The sequence below is a fragment of the Maribellus comscasis genome (assembly GCF_009762775.1).
In the GTDB taxonomy this organism is placed as follows: domain Bacteria; phylum Bacteroidota; class Bacteroidia; order Bacteroidales; family Prolixibacteraceae; genus Draconibacterium; species Draconibacterium comscasis.
Genome location: NZ_CP046401.1, coordinates 1,109,362 through 1,128,836, shown reverse-complemented (window position 1 = coordinate 1,128,836; position 19,475 = coordinate 1,109,362). Strand labels below are relative to the sequence as shown.

Sequence of the window (19,475 nt, the reverse complement as noted above, 5' to 3'; positions counted from 1 at the left end):
TTCTTTTGTGTTCAAATTTTTTCAAAAATATAAATTTCGATTTAATATGTAACGAAAATTATACTTTGAAAGTTTATAAATAATGAATACATATAAATATTTCGATACTTAAAGTCTGGTGATTTTAGCTCCCAAAGAATTTAAACGAGCATCAATGTTTTCGTATCCCCGGTCGATTTGCTCGATATTGTGAATGGTACTTTTCCCTTTGGCAGACAGAGCCGCAATAAGTAAAGCAATCCCTGCACGAATGTCGGGTGAAGTCATGTTGGTAGCCCGCAGACAGTGTTTTCTGTCCAGACCAATAACGGTAGCGCGGTGGGGATCGCACAGAATAATCTGAGCTCCCATGTCGATCAACTTATCCACAAAAAATAAGCGGCTTTCAAACATTTTCTGATGGATAAGAACACTGCCTTTTGCTTGTGTAGCAACAACAAGAAACACGCTTAAAAGGTCGGGAGTCAATCCCGGCCAGGGAGCATCGGCGATGGTCATGATTGATCCATCAATATAAGAGTCTATCTCGTAATGTTCGGTATCTTTTACAACGAGGTTATCCTTTTTCTGTTCTACATTTATTCCAAGCCTGCGGAACGAAGCGGGAATAATTCCCAGATGCTCCAATCCTACATTTTTAATTGTGATATTGGATGCTGTCATAGCTGCCAATCCAATAAAACTTCCCACTTCAATCATGTCCGGTAAAATGCGGTGGGAGCATCCTTTCAACCCGCTCGTTCCTTCAATGACAAGCAGGTTGGAGCCAATGCCTGTTATTTTTGCCCCCATAGCAACCAGCATTTTTGATAGCTGTTGAAGATAAGGCTCGCATGCTGCATTATAAATTGTAGTGGTTCCATCTGCCAAAACCGCAGCCATTAAAATATTGGCTGTTCCTGTTACCGACGCTTCATCGAGTAACATGTATGTGCCTTTCATTTTCTCTGCAGAAATGGAAAACCAGTGGTTATCAGCATCGAATTCGAATTTTGCACCTAACTTTTGAAAGCCGATAAAATGTGTGTCAACTCTTCTGCGGCCGATTTTGTCTCCTCCCGGTTGAGGAATAAATCCTCTGCCAAAGCGCGCAAGCAATGGACCGATTATCATAATTGACCCCCTCAAACTGGCGGCCAATTCCGCATATTCTTTGGTTTTTAAAAAATCGATATTTATTTCAGACGCATTAAAAAGGTATTTGCCTTTTTCTATTCTTTCGGTCTGAACACCCAATTTCCCCAGAATTTCAATCAGCTTTAAAACATCTCTTATTTCCGGGATGTTTTCGATATAGACATCCTGATTTGTAAGGAGTGTGGCACAAATTACCTGTAGCGCTTCGTTTTTTGCCCCCTGTGGTTCTATTGTTCCATTAAGCTTGTAGCCGCCTTCAATTTGAAAAGTTGACATTCCGCAAGTTGTTAATGTCTTTTTTTACCAGTGGTTTTTTTCTTTTTTGGTTTTCCTATAAGCGATTTTATATCAGAAAGCTGCATGTCTTCTTTTAGTTCCAGTTTTTCTTCCGAAAGTTCTTTCAGGTCCATGAGGATTTTGTCGTCTTCAACAGCATCTTTGTTCCATACCAGAAACGACTTTTTCATGTGATTTGCCAGTTGTTTGGTAAGTACTTCTTTTTCTTCACCCTCAAAGTCGGCAATTTTTTGTATCATTTTTTCCATAACCAAACCATAGTGTTTGTATTTAATGCTGTGTTGGTTATATGGAACTTTGTTTGGTTTTTCTGTCAGAATATCAGGAGAAGGCGGTTCATAAGGATAATCAATATCAAGTTTAAAATCAGTCATTATCGCAAGATGGTCCCACAATTTATGGTTGAATTCAGCAACGTCTCTAAGATAAGGATATAAATTTCCCATAACGTCGATAACCGTTTTTGCTGCACGGTTTCTGGCTTCCCTGTCTTCAATTGTTAAAACGTGATCGACCATGTTTTGTATGTTTCTTCCATATTCTGGTAAAGGAAGTTTCTTTCTTTTTGAATTGTAATCCATTGAATGAATTTTATGGTATAAATAATTTATTTTCAGGTAATCTTATGAAAGTTATCGGGGTTGACTGTGCAAAACTAATGATTTCCTTTCAATACGCAATTTTATTCTTTCTTTTTAACACCTGTTCAACTTACTATTTTCAGCTTGGCAAACTTCAACAGCAGTTGTTTATGACCGGCAGTCTGAAAAAAGACGGTGGCTTTTAAATTGGGAATGACACCTTCAACCTTTAAAACCTTGCCAATTCCAAAACGTTGATGTTCCACCTGCATTCCGGCAAAAATTTTTGAAGGATCATCTCCTTCGAAATTAGACTGCGTTTTACCAGCTTCTCTCAGATTAACGAGTTTTTTGTCAAAAATGTTTTGCGTATCTCCTCTTTTGAATGAAGTATGTTGTGTTTGTCGCCTGAAAGAGGGACCTGAAGTTTCCTGCTGGAATTGATTTTCCGGTTGTTTTCGCTGCTTAGGCATCTTGTTAAAGTCAAATCCATCCATATATTTTTCATCCATTTCTTCCAGAAAACGACTTGCGGTGCAGAAATCCAGCTTCCCCCAGCGATATCGTTGGTTGGCAAACGAAAACCAAACATTTTCTTCCGCGCGGGTAAGTGCAACATAAAAAAGTCGCCGCTCTTCCTCCAGCGCTTCCGGTTTGTTTTTTTCATCGGCCTGCCCAGAAGGAAACAGGTTTTCTTCCAAACCAACCACAAAAACATTTTTAAACTCAAGTCCTTTGGCGGAATGAACGGTCATTAAGGTTACTTTATCCCGGTCTTCGTCTTTTTCTGTATCCTGATCGGTGAGTAGCGCCACATCTTCCAGGTAATTCTCCAGTTTCTCAGGCCGGCCTTCTTCTTTTGCGCTGATGCTGAATTCCTGAATCCCGTTAAGCAGTTCCTGAATATTTTCATGTCTGCTTAATCCCTCGGGGGATTTGTCGTTGTATAAATCTTTTAAAATTCCGGTTTCCTCTGCAATTGTTTTTGCTGCCTCAAAAGCATCTGTATTTTGTGCCAGCTCGGTGAATTTTAAAATGAGCTTTGCAAAGTTCAAAACTTTTGAAGTGGTTCCTTTATTCAGATTGGCCGGGTTACTTTGGCTAAGGCCGGTGATTATTTTCCAGATTGAAATTTCGTTATTTATTGCAGCTGTCTCAAGTTTGGCAAGTGTTGTTCCTCCAATACCACGAGCCGGGAAATTGATGATTCTTTTTAACGCTTCGTTGTCAGCCGGGTTTATCGTTAACCTAAAATAGGCAAGCAGGTCTTTAATCTCTTTCCGTTGGTAAAAACTTAACCCGCCATAAATTTTATACGGAATATTCCTTTTTCGTAAAGCCTCTTCAAAAATCCTCGATTGAGCGTTTGTTCTGTAAAGAATGGCATAATCGGAGTTTTTATAGTGATCGTTTAACTGTGTTTTTGCAATTTCCTGGGCAACCAAAAAGCCTTCTTCGTTATCGGTTAAAGCCGAAAGAACTTTAATCGGTTTTCCTTCCTTTTTTTCAGAAAAAACAGTTTTGGGAATTTGTTTTTTATTTTTTGCGATGATACTGTTTGCAGCATTAACAATGGTTTGGGTAGAACGATAGTTTTGTTCGAGTTTAAATATTTTGTGTGTTGGGTAATCAGTTTTAAAGTTCAGAATATTTTCTATCCGGGCACCACGGAATGAGTAAATACTTTGTGCATCGTCGCCAACTACGCATATGTTGTTGTGTGCGGCGGCCAGTTTTTTTATAATAAGATATTGAGCATAATTGGTGTCCTGGTACTCATCAACAAGGACGTAGTCGAATCGTTTCTGGTATTTTTCCAAAACCTCCGGTTTATCACGAAAAAGCAGGTTCGTTTTTAAAAGCAGGTCATCAAAATCCATTGCTCCGGATAAAAAGCAACGTTTTACATATTCTTTATAAATCTCGGCAATTGCCGGCATTCTCATATTTTTGTCAGCCAGCCTGATTTCGGTTTGTTGTGCATAAACATTGGGTGTAATCAGGTTGTTTTTAGCCATGGAAATACGACTGGAAACCACACCCGGTTTATATACTTTATCATCAAGCTGAAAATTTTTTATGATAGTTTTTATCAGACTTTTGCTGTCTGCACTGTCGTAGATGGTAAAGTTCGAAGGAAAGCCAATTGTCTCATGTTCCATGCGTAAGATGCGCGCAAAAATGGAGTGAAAGGTTCCCATCCAGAGATAACGTGCAGCTTTTTCTCCTACCACTTTCGCAATCCGTTCTTTCATTTCCCGCGCTGCTTTGTTTGTAAAAGTCAGTGACAAAATGGTCGACGGACGAGCTCCCTGTTTTAGCAAATGAGCGATTCGGTAGGTAAGTACCCGTGTTTTCCCTGAACCAGCACCTGCAATTACCAAAGCCGGACCTTCTGAACTTAAAACAGCATTTTGCTGCGCTTTATTTAAATCTTTTAAGTATTCGAACACAATGAAACCAGTTTTCTTATTCAAAAAACAAAAGTAAAAGATGTTCAGTGTTTTCCTTTAAAAAAATGATTGGCTTTTATCAACAATATTAAAATTTGCGGAATTTGTAGTTTCAACAGATGATTTTTCGTAGCTGCCGGACAATTAAATAAAAATTATACGTTAATATTGTAGCTTAAAGTTTTCTGTTTTTATGAAGAGACAAAGTAGTTTACCTATAATATTTTTTTTATTGTTCTTTTTAGGTGCCCAATCTTTAATGGCGCAAATATCGGCTCCGGGAGCTGCCGGCGGAGGAGAAACCAACTATCCGTCATTTTCTGAAACAGATAGTATTTTTATTTTTTGTGTTGAAAACGAGTCTACACAGGCAGGTCAGCTAAGTGCAAGCACGGAACTTACGGGAACCAAAACATTTTTATGGGAAGTTTACAACAGTGAAACTGCTTCGTTTGATTTTTATTTTTCTGAAAGTTTGGAGACCGGAACCTCTTCAATTACAGGACTTACAGATGGATGTTACCGTGTAACCGTTTCGCAGGGAGAGACATCAAATGTTTACAGAGCATGGGTTTTTAATACCTGGATTCAAGCCGAAGGAACGGTTTTGTATCCGAGTTGTGAATCATTTGCGCTAGATGGCAGCTTTACTTCTTCTGAAATAAGGTATCGCGATTTGTCTACGAATGCGGAAGTTAGTCTTTCCAGAGATATGAAGGTCCAATGGAAAGAAGGCGATGTCGTTCTCTCCACTGTTCTCAATCCTGAATTGTTTGATCCGCCAACTTCAAATATTGATTACACACTTCGTGTTTACGATCGTTTTGGATGTGAAGTGAACATTAATGTACTATATGAGCCTATTGCAGCAAAAGCGAGTTTTGAGGTAGATGCCGATTGGACAGAAGAAATGACCGGAGAAGCGCCGCTTGAAGTCACATTTACAAATACTTCTGAAAATGCCGACCCAACTGGTTATGAGTGGTTTTTTTATCGCGATTTAAATGAAATCAAGGAAGAAGCAGAGAGCGGGCAAAGCGAGATCGACAGTATCCTGCTTGTAGCGTATGACGAGAATCCGGTTTATACTTATGAAAACACCGGAACATACATGGTTAAACTTGTTGCAAAAAATTTCGCAAATGATACCTTAACATGCGTTGACACCACGATGATGGAGGACTATATTTTTGTTGATTCATCTTTTGTTCAGGTTCCAAATGTTTTTACTCCAAACGGAGATGGTACCAATGATGAGTTTATCGTCAAATTCTGGTCGATGAAAAGTATAAAAATCTCAATTTTTAACCGTTGGGGAAAACGAATCCATTTTTGGGATAAATCAGATATCAGAGGTTTTGAAGAAACCTACGCGGAATCAGTTTGGGACGGGCGAATCGGGGGCAGGTTTGCCAGCCCCGGAGTGTATTATTATGTTGTTGAAGGTCGGGGACGCGATGGAAAAACACGAAAAGCGCATGGATTTGTCCATCTTTTCAGAGGGAAATAGATATTTAATTTTTTGCTTGCCACGAACCGCGGAAATTTCCTTTAATTTTATGAATGGCCTTATATAATTCGTATTGACAAATGGCATCATCGTGATCGCATGTGTCACCTGTGTACAGCATTTCGAGCTGAGGTAAAGCTTCTTTTTCATTCAAAACACCAAGTGCCCAAACGGCTTTATTCTTTTCTTTAATTGTGATTTCGTTGGAATCGATATATGATAAGAGGGCCGCTGTTTTATCCGTATTAAATTTTTCCGAAGCTTTTTTTGCAAACTGGTTGGCATCACTCCAAATCCAGATTCTTAATCCGGAATAGATGATAAAAAGTCCGGCTATTGTGATAAAAAGTGTCCGAATTATCCAACCTTTTAATTTTTTTTTCATTGTTGTGGTTTTAGGTATAATTAATTAACGGTTAAAACGGATACGTATTGTGTCTGAAATAGTTAACTTAATTTTAAAAAAAAGGCTCAATTGCGAGCCTTTTAATTTCGTTAAGCATAAAATGTGTTATTCCATTTTGTAGACTCCGTCAACAATACCATAGTCGATTGATTCATTTGAATCCATCCAGTAATCTCTTTCAAAATCTTTTAAGATTTGCTCCACGTTATGATTACTGTTTTTTGCTAATATTTCAGCCAAAAGCTTTTTTGTTTTAATGATTTGTTTGGCGTGAATTTCAAGATCGCTGGCTGTTCCCTGTAGCATTCCTATACTGGGTTGATGAATCAGCACTTTCCCGAGAGGATAAATAAATCGTTGTTTTTTTTCTCCTGCTGACAACAAAATGGATCCCATTGAAGCAGCCAGTCCCATACAAACAGTTGAAACAGGCGATGAGATTATTTTCATTGTATCAAGAATTGATAGTCCGGAGGTAACAACTCCGCCCGGGCTGTTAATAAAAAAGGTAATCTTTTCTCCGGGCTTGTCTGCTTCAAGATATAGAAGTTTGCTTACAATATCTTCCGCTGAGTCGTCATCAACCTGTCCCCACAGAAATACTTTTCGCTGTTCCAGTAATTTTGATTCAATTCGTTTTTGAACACTTTGCTTTTTATCTTCCATATCCGATTTATGCATTTTTGTCATATCTGTTTTTGTTTATTTAATTTTCAAAAGAAACACATGCTTGTTTGAATTGTTTTTATAATCGATAGTAACAATTGGTTCCCTAAAATTAAGGGTTTTCTTTTTTTCGTAGCAATTAATAATTAAATTTATTTTGGGTCAGGAAGTATTTTGGGAACAAATCTACTTCATTCTGGTAAAAACAGCATTTTACACTATTTATAATTTTTAGTTTAACGACAATTACATTATCGACAATGTTTTGTAATGTGAACTTTGCAAACTCGAATTTTTAATTTTTTTTTGTTTGTGTATCTTAAATTTCAGTTAACAAAACAATGAAATCAAAATAAAGAATTATTTCTTTATATGTTTATGTTTATATTTGATAGTGAAAAATGTAAATCGAAGTTGTAATAGATGAACGAAACAGGAAAATACAAAATGAACCGGAAAGTACCGGAACCGACATTAAAAAGGTTGCCCGGTTATTTGTATTACCTGGATAAAGTCAAAGAGCAGGGAATCATTAACATTTCAGCTCCAATGATTGGAAAAGATTTAAAATGTGATCCTACTCAGGTGGTAAAAGATTTGGCTGTCACCGGCATAAAAGGAAAGCCAAGGGTTGGTTATAATACCTACGAATTAATTCATGCACTTGAGGATTATCTTGGGTTTAACCGCACAAATGAAGCTTTTATTGTCGGGGCTGGTAATTTAGGATCCGCCTTAATGGCTTATCAGGAACACCAGTCATTAGGACTAAAAATTATTGCGGCTTTTGATGTTGACGAGAAGAAGATTGGGACACATGTTGGGAGGATTCATATACTGGAATACAATAAGTTATTTAGTCTTTCAAACCGTTTGGATGTGAAGATTGGAATACTTACCACACCCAACAGCGTTGCCCAGGATGTGGCAGAAGATCTGGTGAACTGCGGCATCAAAGCTATCTGGAATTTTACATCGGCTATTTTACATTTGCCCGATGATATAATTGTTCAGAGTACATCGATGAGTTCTTATGCTGCCGTTTTGCTGAGGCGGCTGAATGATTCTGAAAAGTAAATTAAAAAAACAAGGAAATCATGAAAAGAGAAATTAAAATTATTAAAGTTGTAAACTGCCTATTAAAGAAAATTTTCTCTAATAAAGAAAAAACTGACTTTTATCATGAGTGTGAAGAGGTGCTAAAAAGCACAACGGTAGAGAATGAAACGGAGGTTGAAGAGTATCTGAAAAACTACCAGTCAACTACCCGTTGGCAAACCGTTTGATCTCTGTTTTGTAATAAAAAGGAGTCTGTTGGATTATTGTTAAATATTTGACTTTTAAACATTCAAAGAGTCAAAGTAAAAAATGCACGTATATGCATTTGTTCGTTTGGAATCGCCTGTCAGGAGATATAAATTGTAAGGTTTCAAACAAGAAGCAAGAATGATGAGACAACCCGCTGAACGCTAATCCCAACCTGTTTATTTTCCACTTCACAAAATGATTGCCTGTCTGATTGTTAGATAGTTTTAGTCAAATTAAACGGATACGTGAATTTCCTGAAGCATTTTTTTGCTAAACATATTGACGAATAATGACGTTTTTATTTCTGTAACTGTGCGATGTTGGAGCAGTGAAAGTTGGGGTATTAAATTTTTGTTAGATAACATATGCTTATTTTTTTGATAAATCCGTAAATTTCTATAGCTATTTGGATAAATACCGATAAATATGAAAAAAGTACTTGTAATAGACGATGATACATTTATGTGCGACTTAATAGTAAACCACCTTAAACAAAATAATTTTGAGGCAAAGGGTACTTATACGGGAAGAAACGGTATCAAGCTGATTGAAAAAAATAATTTTGATATTGTTTTATGTGACTATCGTCTTCCCGCCACCGACGGGTTTAAAATTTTACAGGAACTAAAATCAAAAAAGCCACTACTTCCGGTTATTATTATGACAGCTTATGCCGAGGTGCGTATGGCTGTAAAGTTAATAAAATCGGGAGCTTATGATTATATAACGAAGCCGGTTCAGCCGGAAGAGCTTTTGCGGATTATAAACAAGGCTCTGGAATCTACAGATGAAAGAGAAACCTCCAATTCATTCAGAGAGAAATTTATTACCGGAAAGAGCAAAGCCATTCAGGGAGTAATGCAACATGTAAAAGTTGTTGCTCCAACCGACCTGACTGTTTTGATTGAAGGTGAGACGGGCTCAGGAAAAGAATATGTTGCCAAAGCAATTCATTATGCAAGCAAGCGCAGTAAAAAGCCTTTTGTGGCGGTTGATTGCGGAGCTATTCCAAAAGACCTTGCAAACAGTGAACTTTTCGGACATATAAAAGGAGCATTTACCGGAGCGATTAATAACAAAGTTGGTTATTTTGAGCAGGCAAAAGGTGGTACACTTTTTCTTGATGAGGTTGGGAATCTTTCCTATGAGAATCAGGTTAAGTTACTGCGTGCTTTACAGGAAAGATTTATAAATAAAGTAGGTGACAACAAGGTAATTAAAGTTGATGTGAGAGTGATTACCGCATCAAATGATGATTTGTTAAAACTGGTTGAGACCAATGAATTCAGAGAGGATTTGTATCATCGATTGAACGGATTTAAAATACATCTTCCACCCTTGCGCGAACGCGGTGAAGATATGTTGGAATTTGCTTCTTTTTTTATTGAGCAGGCAAACAGAGCTTTCGAAAAATCGGTAGAAGGAATCGACGAGGACGCAAAAAAGCTGATGTTTAAATACAACTGGCACGGTAACATTCGCGAGCTTCAAAATGTCGTAAACAGGGCAGTGTTGCTGTCAAAAAGCGATGTTATTCAGGCTGATGTCTTACCCGATGAGATCAGGTTTAATAATCTTCAAACGGGAGGGAGGCAAAACAATTTTAGTGGTCACCGCGATGTGAAAGAGTTAAAAGAAGCCACACTTATAACTGAAAAAGAGGTGATAACCAATGCGTTGATTGAATCAAATTATAACAAATCAAAAGCTGCTAAAATCCTTAATATCGACCGGAAAACATTGTATAATAAAATAAATCAGTATGATATTGAGATTTAGTTTTTTATAGAACGAAACCATTTTATTTGTTTTTTGTCGGTTTGAATGTGGATTAAATTCTCATTTGTGGAAACATTCAACATCAATTGTCAGCCAAACAATTTTATAAAGCTCTCTATTCACCATTATCAGCCGTTTTTCTAAATGCAGGAAAAAAACGGCACAGGATTTTCATCTTCTTAAACCCGGAAGATTTGAGCAACAGTAGTATTAATGAGGATGAATTTCTAAATAATATTTAGTTAAAACCCGGGAAAACACGTAAACAACTGCCTGACGGACTCAATACAATTATTCAGGCATAATTTTATAAAAAGGATGCACAATCATAATCATCAAAATAGTGAGCCAGATTACTCAACTAAAAAGCGAAGTGGTGAGCATAAACAGCACGACAACAATACTTCACAGCATCATGAGCATGAATCTCATAAAAATCACGGACACAAGCACCACGACCACACAGAACATCACCTGCAAATGATAAAAGATTTTAGAAAACGGTTTTGGATTTCGTTGGGCCTAACACTTCCCATTCTTGTCCTGTCTCCGTTTATTCAAAACCTGTTGAACTACAATTTCGAATTTGGTTTTTCAAAATACCTGCTTTTTATACTGTCAGCGTTTATCTATTTCTACGGTGGCTGGCCATTTATTACCGGACTGGCAGAAGAATTCAAAAAAAGACAGCCTGGAATGATGACGTTGATTGCAATAGCCATTTCCGTAGCATTTGGATACAGTACCGCAACAACTTTTGGTGTTGAAGGCGATTCTTTTTTCTGGGAGCTTGCATCATTAATTGATATCATGTTGGTGGGTCATTGGATCGAGATGAAATCGGTAGTAAACGCTTCGGGAGCATTGAAGAGCCTGGTTGAGTTGATGCCTTCTGAGGCTCACCTTTTAAAAAATGGCGATTCAGAAGATATAAAAGTGAGCAGGTTGAAATCGGGAGATTTGGTTTTGGTACGCCCGGGGGAAAAGATTCCGGTGGATGGTATCATTGAAGAAGGTGAAAGTAATATCAATGAATCGATGGTAACGGGCGAATCAAAACCTGTAAAGAAAAATAGAGGCGATAAAGTTATTGGTGGAACTATCAACGGAAAAAGCTCTGTAAAAGTAAAAGTAAAAGGAGTAGGAGAGGATGCGTATTTAAATAAAGTAATTAAAATGGTGAGGGAGGCACAGAATAAAAAGTCAAAGTCTCAATATCTGGCTGATAAAGTTGCATTTTGGTTAACCATTGCCGCGCTTGTTATTGGTTTTGGAACATTAACTACCTGGCTCCTTATTGGAAAACCATTTGTTTTCGCACTGGAAAGAATGGCCAGTGTAATGGTAATAACTTGTCCACATGCTTTGGGTTTGGCAGTACCACTTGTAGTTGCTATTTCTACTTCTGTTTCGGCAAAGCGAGGCTTGTTAATCAGAAACCGGACGGCTTTTGAAAATGCAAGAAAAATTTCAGTGGTGGTCTTTGATAAAACGGGAACATTAACAAAGGGAAATTTTGGAGTTACGAGGTTTGGCAATTTTTCAAAAAAGACAGAAGACAAAGAAGTTATAAAGTTGGCGGCGTCACTCGAATCGCAATCGGAACATCCGCTGGCAGAAGGAATCTTAAGAAAAGCCAGAGAAGAAAAGCTGAACTGGGATAAAGCTGAAAACTTCGAAAGTATTTCAGGTAAGGGTATTAAAGGGGAAGTTGCAGGAGAAAAGGTAAAAGTGGTAAGCCCCGGATATTTAAAAGAAAATAATATAAAAATTCCGGAAGGAGATTTTAACGACGCACAGGAAACAGTGGTTTTTATTTTGAAAAATGAAAACCCGCTAGGATTTATTGCTCTTGCTGACGAAATAAGAGATGAGGCGTTTGAAGCTGTGGAAACATTAAAAGACAATGGTTTAAAACTGGTAATGATGACCGGTGACAATAAAAAGGTAGCCAAAAGCGTAAGTGAGAAACTTGGACTCGATGATTTTTACGCAGAACTTTTGCCCGACCAAAAATTGGAGAAAATTAAGGAATTACAGAAAAATGGAGAATTTATATGTATGACAGGTGACGGTATTAATGATGCTCCGGCTCTTGCCTCTGCTGATGTTGGTATTGCCGTTGGATCAGGAACCGATGTTGCCGCCGAAACAGCAGATATTATTCTTGTAAACAGTAATCCCGGGGACATCGCATCGTTGATTGTTTTTGGACAGGAGACTTACAAAAAGATGATCCAGAATTTCATTTGGGCAAGCGGGTATAACATAGTGGCTATTCCTTTGGCTGCAGGTGTTTTAATCAGTGCGGGAATAATGATTAGCCCGGCTTTGGGCGCCGTTTTAATGAGTTTTAGTACTGTAATTGTTGCTATTAATGCACAGCTGTTAAAGAAGAAAATGAGAACAGCTTAAAAAGCAAAGTTATTTTCACTTAAAAATATTCTTATGAAATATTATATAGAAAAGGTGTTGAATGCAGATTTTGAGACAGCGGTTTCTTCTGCAAAAAATGAATTAAAAAAAGAAGGTTTTGGTATTCTGACCGAAATCAACATTGACGAAAAGTTCAAGGAAAAGTTGGGAGTTGAAAATTATAATAAATACAGGATTCTGGGGGCCTGCAACCCTGCTCTTGCCTACGATGCATTGGAAATGGAAGACAAGATTGGCACGATGTTACCTTGCAACGTCATCGTAAAAGAAATGTCCCCGGACAAGACTGAAGTAGCAGCAATCAGTCCAATTGCATCGATGCAGGCAGTTCAAAACGATGACCTTAAAAGTTTTGCAAGATTGGTGAATCTAAAGCTTGAAAAAGCAATTGCCGCATTATAAATTTTATCCCCGAAATAAATAAGAAAGTTTAATTTAAATTATACAGATATGAAAACAAATAAAGCTCATGCCAATTGGCAAGGAAATTTAAAAAAAGGCATTGGAACAGTAAAACTTAATGAGTCAGGAAAAGAGGTTGCGTATAATTTTTCATCAAGATTTGAAGATGGGAAAGGTACAAATCCTGAAGAACTGATAGCGGCAGCACATGCCGGTTGTTTTTCTATGGCATTTTCAGGCTTGCTTACCGAAGAAGGTTACGAACCCAAATCGATTGACACAACCGCGAAAGTAACCATTGAGAAAGCGGACGGTGGTTTTAAAATAAGTAAAAGTGAGTTGACAACGGAGGCGGTGGTGCCAGATATTGATAAAAATATTTTTAAAGAGCTGGCAGCAAAAGCAAAAGAAAATTGCCCCGTTTCACAGGCGCTTTCTTCTCTTGAAATTACACTTGAAGCAAGCCTTAAAGAATAGATAGTTTAGTGAACTGTAAAATCAATTTTTATGTTCCAGGTTTTAGATATTACTCAAAAAGATTTGATTGCCATCAAGGTGGATGGCAACAATACAAAAAATGATTACGACAAAATTACGCCGCTTATCGAAAAATCGGTAGAAAAATTTGGCAAAATAAAATTTTACGTCCAGTTGGATAATGTAAAAAGTATCACACCCACTGCATTCCGGGAAGATCTAAAAACATACGTAAAGCATTTCGACGACATTGATAAAATAGCTGTTGTCGGCGAAAATGCATGGCAAAAATTGTGGTCAAACCTGGCAACTCCGTTTGTTTCTGGAACGGTAGAATATTTTTCTCACGAGGATATTGCTGAAGCCAGGAACTGGATAATTGATTAAACCGGAATTGCACGAATTAAAGGGTATTTGAAACAAAAGAGTTGCTTTGAAATTGGTTTGTTTTAATACCCTTTTTGTATGTTTTAGTTTTTGATTTCTGACGGTACCCCCGCATTTATTAAACCGTTTTTTGAAGCGTGCCGGGCGGCCTGAATCGTGTCCTTTACTTCGGTATAAAGCGTTTGTACCTCCAGTAACTTTTCGTCGAGGTTTTCCTGTTTTTCGGCAAAACTTTTCGACCTGATCCTTCTGATATAAATGGCTTCAATCCGACCGGGAAACTCAAATGCAATTTTTGAATAAATGGATGGATCCTGCTGACCGCTGTCGCCAATAAGAATAAATTTTTGTTGCGGGTAAAATTTTAGCAACGCCTTTATTTTTTTATACTTGTGGTCATGATTTCCTCCTCCTGATTTCCAAAATTTATAGATACTGTTGTTTAGTTTTCGCAACAGAAAAACCCCTTTGGGAAGTTTGTTAAAACTGAAAAAATCTTCGAGGAGGTCGTACAAATTCCATTCGCTGCTGGAAACATAAAAAAAGGGATTGTTTTCCTGTTTTTCTTTTCCATTGGTGAGCGATTGGTAAAATTGAGCTACGCCAGGAAATGGCAGACGGGTAAGAGCGTTTTTTAACAGCATCAACCGCAATTTTCTCAGTGTTTGGGTGGAATGAGAGATCATTACAGTGTCATCAATATCCGAAACAATGATTCTTGACTGGTTTCCGGAAATTATTCTGACCTCACCCGTTGTGTAAATTTGTGGTTGATTTTCCACAATTTGATCGAGTAGGCTGAGGTGCACAGTATGCCATTCTTTGGTAAGTAATTCATTTTTTTTATCAGGTAAATAGAAGTGAAAGGAAAAGAATCCCTTTTCATCAGTAGTTGCTATTTGTTTTTCATGCAGGAATTCCGCCTTTACCTTTACGCCGGGGATTTCGTTACTCGAAAAACGTTTAAAGGTTGCCAATATGTTTTGCCAAAGTTGCTGATTATCTTTTGGTTTGGTTAATCCTTTATCCTCTATTACCATACCTTCTATAAAAACGTCTGTTTCATTTCCGTAGCCTTTGTAGGGAAGAATCTTGGGTACATCTAACCATCCGGCTTTTTGTTTTAAAAATACTTTTAAGAATTTAAATGGCTTTTTTATTCCTCTAAAAACAGGTTTAAAATACTTCATGTTTTATGCTCAATTTCTTTGGTATAATTGATGTTACAAGTTTTAAGCCATCATAAAACAAAGAACATTGAAAAAGAAATCAAAACAAAAAATTTTATTTGTTATCAATCCCAAGTCGGGAAACAACCGGAAAGGAGATTATGAAACACAAATCTTAGATTTTGCCAAAACGGAAGGATTTGAGTATAAAATTTACAAAACAACGGGAGAAAACGATAGTAAAGATATCCGCGAGTTGCTGAATATTTACCGGCCTGATAAAGTTATTGCGTTTGGAGGAGATGGAACATTTAATATGGTAGCCGTAGAAATGATTGGCAAAAAAGCTGCACTTGGCATCATTCCGGGGGGATCTGCAAACGGACTGGCTTTTAACCTTGATATTCCAACGCGTTTTTCCGATGCTTTGGAAATAAGTATAAAGGGGCGCGGCGTGCCGATGGATGTTATCCGGGTGAATGACAAATATTATTGTTTCCACTTAAGTGATGTGGGAATAAATGCAAGAATTGTAAAACGTTTTGAAAAAGAGGATACAAGGGGAATGATCGGTTATGGGAAACAGCTTTTTAAAGAACTATTTTCACCCAAGTCTTTTTTTTCATATAACATTGAAACAGGAGGAAGAAAAAAGAGGTTGAAGGCTGAAATGATTGTAATTGCAAATGCTCAGAGCTACGGAACAGGAGTAAAAATAAATCCGGCTGGAAATATTAGTGACGGAAAATTTGAAATTGTAACAATCAAACCTTATCCGTGGTGGTTTGTGTTTAATTTTATTTTTGCGGGTTTTACCGGTAATCTTCATCGTATGGAGTATGTAAAGGTTTATCGGTCAGAAAAGGCAAAAATAACGCTGGATAAAACTCAGGATTTTCAAATCGACGGTGAAGTAATCGGAAAAGTTAAAAACTTGAAACTGGAGATTATTCCGAATGCAATTCAAGTTATTCGGGGGTAGATAAATATTTTTACCTGTAGATTTTTTACACACATTTTTTGTTTAACGGAATTCTGAATGTTCCGTGTTTTTGCGTAATGTATTAATTATCAATTTTTTATTGATTTTTGTTTTGGTGTTTTGTCATCAGAAGTTTCATGGAATAATTTTGGATATTCTATATCTCTGAAAAGAAATATTTAATTAAAAGTGTATTAAATAATGACATTAAAAAGTATAAATCCTTACACAGGAAAAGTGATTCAAGAGTTTGAAACGTTTTCAGATACTGAAATTAATGAGGCCCTGGAAAATTCGGTTGAAGCATTTGATGAATGGATAAGAACCACTTTTGAATACCGTAAGAAGCTGATGTTAAAGGTTGCAGATTTATTAAAGGAAAGTAACAGTTTACTTGCGCAAACCATTACAAAAGAAATGGGAAAAACAAAAGCAGAAGCAACAGCTGAAATAGAGAAATGTGTCTGGGTATGCGAACATTATGCTGAAAATGCTGAGTCGATGTTGCATCGTGAGGCTGTGGCCACAGACGCGCATATGGCTTTTGTACAGTTTGAACCACTGGGGACAATTCTGGGTGTAATGCCCTGGAACTTTCCCTTCTGGCAGGTTTTTCGTTTTGCTGCGCCAACATTAATGGCAGGCAATGTAATTGTATTGAAACATGCTTCCAATGTTCAGATTTCTGCCCGGGCTATCCAGGGTATTTTTGAAAAAGCAGGATTCCCTTCGGGTGTTTTTCAAAATTTAGTAATTGGTTCAGAGAAAGTAAAAGATATTGTTGAACACAAAGCTGTAAAAGCAATTTCTTTAACCGGGAGTGAACAAGCCGGAGCGGAAGTAGCTCAATTGGCAGGGAAAAATATTAAAAAAACGGTTCTTGAGCTGGGAGGAAATAATTCTTTTATCGTACTTGAAGATGCAGAGATTGATAAAGCCGTTGAAATTGGGTTAAAAGCCCGTATGCAAAATGCAGGTCAGAGTTGCATTGCAGCAAAACGATTTATTGTTCATAAAAATATCAGTGAGGAATTTATTGAAAAATTCAGAAAGGCAATAAACAAATTGTCGTTTGGCGATCCGTTTAACATGCAGAGCGATATTGGCCCGCTTTCAAGTAAAAAACAAGCGGAAGTAGTAACTCAACAGGTTCGTAAATCGGTTGAAATGGGGGCAAAAGTTATTGCCGGTGATATGCCCGAAGGAGCCTTGTATCCGCCAACTTTAGTAATTGGGGTAAAGCCCGGTATGCCACTTTTTGAAGAGGAAGTTTTTGGTCCGGTGGCGCCAATAATTATTGCACAAGATACAGAAGAGGCCATTTATTTAAGTAATCTTTCAAATTATGGTCTGGGTGTTTCATTGTTTACCAATAACCTTGAGAAAGCTGAAGAGTTAATTCCTGAGTTTGAAGACGGGGCTGTATTTGTAAATGCTTTGGTAAAATCTCATCCTCGCTTACCTTTTGGGGGGACTAAACAATCGGGTTACGGAAGAGAGCTTGCCTTAAATGGTATTCGCGAATTTGTAAATGTAAAAACAGTTTATATCGATAAATTTCAGGATATCAGAACAGATAAAAAAAGAACGGCGATTAGTATGGGAACACCTGGTTAGCAGGGTTTCTTTTCTCAAATCATAATTAAAAAAAACGGATTGAAAATTCATTCAATCCGTTTTTTTGCTTGTTTTTATAACTACAATATCATTGTAGGTAAAAATGGACTTTTCTTTACATCAAATGTAACCGGAATAATAAGGAGTGAGGCTACTTCTTCATTCTCAACTTCACTCGGTTCCCAGTCTCCTGATGTTGCTTTAATAGCTTCTGCTGCTGCTTGTTCAAGTTTATCAACATGCATGTCTATTGGCGATTCCATGTTTGTACTTGTGGAAATAAAAGGAATTTCTCCATTTTCATCAACAACAAATTTTACAAAAACGGTTCCTTCAACACCCCAGTTTTTTGCTTCATCAGCGTAATTCAGGTTACTTAAAATATCTGTTTTTAATGATTCCCAACCGTCTTCATATTCAGCTTGTTCGTCAACTGAATAAAAAACACCCATTCGGTTGGCTTTGTTTTTCATCCTGTTTTTATTGGTTTTCAGGTCAAATAGTACTATTTCAAGTCTTTTTCTGTCCAGATTATTATTAACCCCTTCCACTACCACGTTTTTAACTTTACCATCTTCTAAGCTGTAGGTGTAGGAAAAGGCAGGATAGTCTTTTACGATTTTGTAAATCTGGTTTAAATAATCCATGTTTTCGTCTTCCATTCTTTCTAAATCACTTATCATGTAATTGTTTTTGTGGTGCATGTGTTTTTGCGCCGAAGCTCCAAAGACGAAGAACATTGCAAATACAACTGCAAATAAACTTGTAATCGTTTTTTTCATTTTTAATTGTCTCATAACTTTTTCAAATTTTTATGGTTATTAACTATTCACTATTAAAAAACAGAACCGGCTATTATGAGCATCAGCATTACAGCAAACAGGAACCAAAAAAAGGTTCCAAGTGTAATGGTTGTTTTTTTGTTTTCTGTTATTTCTTTTTTCTGTAGCTCCAATTCACTTTTTGTCTTTGGGCTGGGCGTCGTTGCTGCCAGTAGAAGTGCAATCAGCAATCCTACAGTCAGCGGAGGTCCCCAATAAATATGGTTGAAAAATATCGGGCCTACCGGACCAACCCATGTGTCGGCTACAAAAACCGAAAGAAGTACTATAGTGAAAAATGGCCAGAAACTTCTCCATGGGCCTCTTCTTTTTAATAAATAGGTAAAGAAGAACGTTATCAGAAACGTTATTGAAACCAAATAAATGATACCCAAAATTAACCCGTTCATTCAATTATACTTTTTAATTATTTCTACTTTAATTATTGAAAATACTATGCCATAGTTTTGATATTTAAATAGATATGTTGAGTAAAATACTGTTTTGTCCTAAATTTATTTTTCTGTTTTGAATTGTTCTGGTTTTTAAAATGAAAATTGTTATTTTTTTAATAAAAAGAAACGAGGTTTTATTTGTAAATTTTTGAATTACAGGTATTTGTATGGTTGTCTGATTAGGGGAAGTATTGTTTTCCTTAAAACGGGGAGCACATTATTTCATAAAAAGATTTTAGTTCTATTTAAGAAGAAATACTCTTTTAAACAGATTTTTTGTAAACAAACTGGCGTCATTGAAAGGTATGTTGAATTTCGGTGAGATACTGTTGAATTATTTCGCATTGCAGTGCATATTTCTAATCCAATAGTAATTCTGGATATGTTTAGTTTTATTTTCGTTATTTTCAAACTAAAATGGGAATCGAACGATTTGTTTGCCGCTACAAATAGATATTAGTTATGTTCTTAAAGTGATATGTGGCAACGTTGCAAAATGTTGAGGAATTATCTTCAAAAGATGTGAATGTAAACTCATTCGGTAAAAATAAATAAATACGAATCAGTGGAAAATGTTTGGAACAATTATTTC

The 19,475-nt window shown here is 36.9% G+C and carries 18 protein-coding genes; 10 read left to right on the top strand and 8 right to left on the bottom strand.

Annotated elements, in window-relative coordinates; genetic code table 11:
- Window positions 1-108 precede the first annotated feature (108 nt).
- From murA to GM418_RS04635, 3 genes are all read right to left on the bottom strand, one after another.
- Window positions 109-1,413, bottom strand: coding sequence for a UDP-N-acetylglucosamine 1-carboxyvinyltransferase (murA, locus tag GM418_RS04645; protein WP_158863632.1), 1,305 nt, complete (start codon window positions 1,411-1,413; stop codon window positions 109-111).
- 11 nt (window positions 1,414-1,424) lie between these two features.
- On the bottom strand, window positions 1,425-2,015 hold the full coding sequence (locus GM418_RS04640; protein WP_158863630.1) for a DUF4290 domain-containing protein: 591 nt from the start codon (window positions 2,013-2,015) through the stop codon (window positions 1,425-1,427).
- A 125-nt stretch (window positions 2,016-2,140) separates the two neighbouring features.
- Window positions 2,141-4,468 carry an ATP-dependent helicase gene (locus tag GM418_RS04635; protein WP_158863628.1) on the bottom strand — a complete coding sequence of 776 codons (2,328 nt, stop codon included), beginning with the start codon at window positions 4,466-4,468 and terminating at the stop codon, window positions 2,141-2,143.
- Window positions 4,469-4,661: 193 nt separating this feature from the next.
- On the opposite strand from GM418_RS04635, the gene GM418_RS04630 reads away from it, so the two are divergent.
- Entirely contained in the window at window positions 4,662-5,978 is a 1,317-nt protein-coding gene (locus GM418_RS04630) for a T9SS type B sorting domain-containing protein (RefSeq protein WP_158863626.1), read from the top strand.
- Between the two features lie 4 nt (window positions 5,979-5,982).
- Here GM418_RS04630 and GM418_RS04625 read toward each other — a convergent pair whose 3' ends face one another.
- Together GM418_RS04625 and GM418_RS04620 are read right to left on the bottom strand one after the other, a co-directional pair.
- The gene (locus tag GM418_RS04625; RefSeq protein ID WP_158863624.1) at window positions 5,983-6,363 is read right to left on the bottom strand and encodes a hypothetical protein; all 381 of its coding nucleotides are present in this window, start codon (window positions 6,361-6,363) and stop codon (window positions 5,983-5,985) included.
- 126 nt (window positions 6,364-6,489) lie between these two features.
- Window positions 6,490-7,074: a ClpP family protease gene (locus tag GM418_RS04620; protein ID WP_217447708.1), complete on the bottom strand. Its 585-nt coding sequence runs from the start codon at window positions 7,072-7,074 to the stop codon at window positions 6,490-6,492.
- Window positions 7,075-7,473: 399 nt separating this feature from the next.
- On the opposite strand from GM418_RS04620, the gene GM418_RS04615 reads away from it, so the two are divergent.
- The 7 genes from GM418_RS04615 to GM418_RS04585 all read left to right on the top strand — a co-directional run bounded on the left by GM418_RS04615 (window position 7,474) and on the right by GM418_RS04585 (window position 13,839).
- A complete protein-coding gene (locus GM418_RS04615) occupies window positions 7,474-8,127 on the top strand; it encodes a redox-sensing transcriptional repressor Rex (RefSeq protein ID WP_158863622.1) in 654 nt (217 codons plus the stop codon).
- A gap of 20 nt (window positions 8,128-8,147) precedes the next feature.
- Window positions 8,148-8,336, top strand: a complete 189-nt coding sequence (locus GM418_RS04610; protein ID WP_158863620.1) for a hypothetical protein — start codon at window positions 8,148-8,150, stop codon at window positions 8,334-8,336.
- Window positions 8,337-8,784: 448 nt separating this feature from the next.
- Window positions 8,785-10,137 (top strand): sigma-54-dependent transcriptional regulator, encoded by a 1,353-nt coding sequence (locus tag GM418_RS04605; protein WP_158863618.1) that lies wholly within the window; start codon window positions 8,785-8,787, stop codon window positions 10,135-10,137.
- A 318-nt stretch (window positions 10,138-10,455) separates the two neighbouring features.
- Window positions 10,456-12,552, top strand: a complete 2,097-nt coding sequence (locus GM418_RS04600) for a copper-translocating P-type ATPase (protein WP_158863616.1) — start codon at window positions 10,456-10,458, stop codon at window positions 12,550-12,552.
- 33 nt (window positions 12,553-12,585) lie between these two features.
- Window positions 12,586-12,975, top strand: coding sequence for a DUF302 domain-containing protein (locus GM418_RS04595; RefSeq protein WP_158863614.1), 390 nt, complete (start codon window positions 12,586-12,588; stop codon window positions 12,973-12,975).
- Window positions 12,976-13,023: 48 nt separating this feature from the next.
- Window positions 13,024-13,452, top strand: coding sequence for an OsmC family protein (locus GM418_RS04590; RefSeq protein WP_158863612.1), 429 nt, complete (start codon window positions 13,024-13,026; stop codon window positions 13,450-13,452).
- Between the two features lie 30 nt (window positions 13,453-13,482).
- Entirely contained in the window at window positions 13,483-13,839 is a 357-nt protein-coding gene (locus tag GM418_RS04585; protein ID WP_158863610.1) for a SpoIIAA family protein, read from the top strand.
- 83 nt (window positions 13,840-13,922) lie between these two features.
- Here the strand turns inward: GM418_RS04585 and GM418_RS04580 are convergent, their stop codons facing one another.
- On the bottom strand, window positions 13,923-15,029 hold the full coding sequence (locus GM418_RS04580; protein ID WP_158863608.1) for an App1 family protein phosphatidate phosphatase: 1,107 nt from the start codon (window positions 15,027-15,029) through the stop codon (window positions 13,923-13,925).
- 67 nt (window positions 15,030-15,096) lie between these two features.
- On the opposite strand from GM418_RS04580, the gene GM418_RS04575 reads away from it, so the two are divergent.
- A complete protein-coding gene (locus tag GM418_RS04575; protein ID WP_158863606.1) occupies window positions 15,097-15,990 on the top strand; it encodes a diacylglycerol/lipid kinase family protein in 894 nt (297 codons plus the stop codon).
- Between the two features lie 201 nt (window positions 15,991-16,191).
- Entirely contained in the window at window positions 16,192-17,607 is a 1,416-nt protein-coding gene (locus GM418_RS04570) for an NAD-dependent succinate-semialdehyde dehydrogenase (protein ID WP_158863604.1), read from the top strand.
- Between the two features lie 80 nt (window positions 17,608-17,687).
- On the opposite strand, the gene GM418_RS04565 is transcribed toward GM418_RS04570, so the two are convergent.
- Window positions 17,688-18,389 carry an energy transducer TonB gene (locus tag GM418_RS04565; protein WP_158863602.1) on the bottom strand — a complete coding sequence of 234 codons (702 nt, stop codon included), beginning with the start codon at window positions 18,387-18,389 and terminating at the stop codon, window positions 17,688-17,690.
- A gap of 53 nt (window positions 18,390-18,442) precedes the next feature.
- Window positions 18,443-18,838 carry a hypothetical protein gene (locus tag GM418_RS04560; RefSeq protein WP_158863600.1) on the bottom strand — a complete coding sequence of 132 codons (396 nt, stop codon included), beginning with the start codon at window positions 18,836-18,838 and terminating at the stop codon, window positions 18,443-18,445.
- Window positions 18,839-19,475 lie beyond the last annotated feature (637 nt).

What these genes read in the sequence shown, in the direction of transcription:
- GM418_RS04605 (WP_158863618.1), top strand. Translation starts at nt 8,785, where the DNA reads ATGAAAAAAGTACTTGTAATAGACGATGATACATTTATGTGCGACTTA.
- GM418_RS04560 (WP_158863600.1), bottom strand. Translation starts at nt 18,838, where the DNA reads ATGAACGGGTTAATTTTGGGTATCATTTATTTGGTTTCAATAACGTTT.
- GM418_RS04595 (WP_158863614.1), top strand. Translation starts at nt 12,586, where the DNA reads ATGAAATATTATATAGAAAAGGTGTTGAATGCAGATTTTGAGACAGCG.
- GM418_RS04625 (WP_158863624.1), bottom strand. Translation starts at nt 6,363, where the DNA reads ATGAAAAAAAAATTAAAAGGTTGGATAATTCGGACACTTTTTATCACA.
- GM418_RS04580 (WP_158863608.1), bottom strand. Translation starts at nt 15,029, where the DNA reads ATGAAGTATTTTAAACCTGTTTTTAGAGGAATAAAAAAGCCATTTAAA.
- GM418_RS04600 (WP_158863616.1), top strand. Translation starts at nt 10,456, where the DNA reads ATGCACAATCATAATCATCAAAATAGTGAGCCAGATTACTCAACTAAA.
- GM418_RS04630 (WP_158863626.1), top strand. Translation starts at nt 4,662, where the DNA reads ATGAAGAGACAAAGTAGTTTACCTATAATATTTTTTTTATTGTTCTTT.
- murA (WP_158863632.1), bottom strand. Translation starts at nt 1,413, where the DNA reads ATGTCAACTTTTCAAATTGAAGGCGGCTACAAGCTTAATGGAACAATA.
- GM418_RS04590 (WP_158863612.1), top strand. Translation starts at nt 13,024, where the DNA reads ATGAAAACAAATAAAGCTCATGCCAATTGGCAAGGAAATTTAAAAAAA.
- GM418_RS04585 (WP_158863610.1), top strand. Translation starts at nt 13,483, where the DNA reads ATGTTCCAGGTTTTAGATATTACTCAAAAAGATTTGATTGCCATCAAG.
- GM418_RS04615 (WP_158863622.1), top strand. Translation starts at nt 7,474, where the DNA reads ATGAACGAAACAGGAAAATACAAAATGAACCGGAAAGTACCGGAACCG.
- GM418_RS04570 (WP_158863604.1), top strand. Translation starts at nt 16,192, where the DNA reads ATGACATTAAAAAGTATAAATCCTTACACAGGAAAAGTGATTCAAGAG.
- GM418_RS04610 (WP_158863620.1), top strand. Translation starts at nt 8,148, where the DNA reads ATGAAAAGAGAAATTAAAATTATTAAAGTTGTAAACTGCCTATTAAAG.
- GM418_RS04640 (WP_158863630.1), bottom strand. Translation starts at nt 2,015, where the DNA reads ATGGATTACAATTCAAAAAGAAAGAAACTTCCTTTACCAGAATATGGA.
- GM418_RS04620 (WP_217447708.1), bottom strand. Translation starts at nt 7,074, where the DNA reads ATGACAAAAATGCATAAATCGGATATGGAAGATAAAAAGCAAAGTGTT.
- GM418_RS04565 (WP_158863602.1), bottom strand. Translation starts at nt 18,389, where the DNA reads ATGAAAAAAACGATTACAAGTTTATTTGCAGTTGTATTTGCAATGTTC.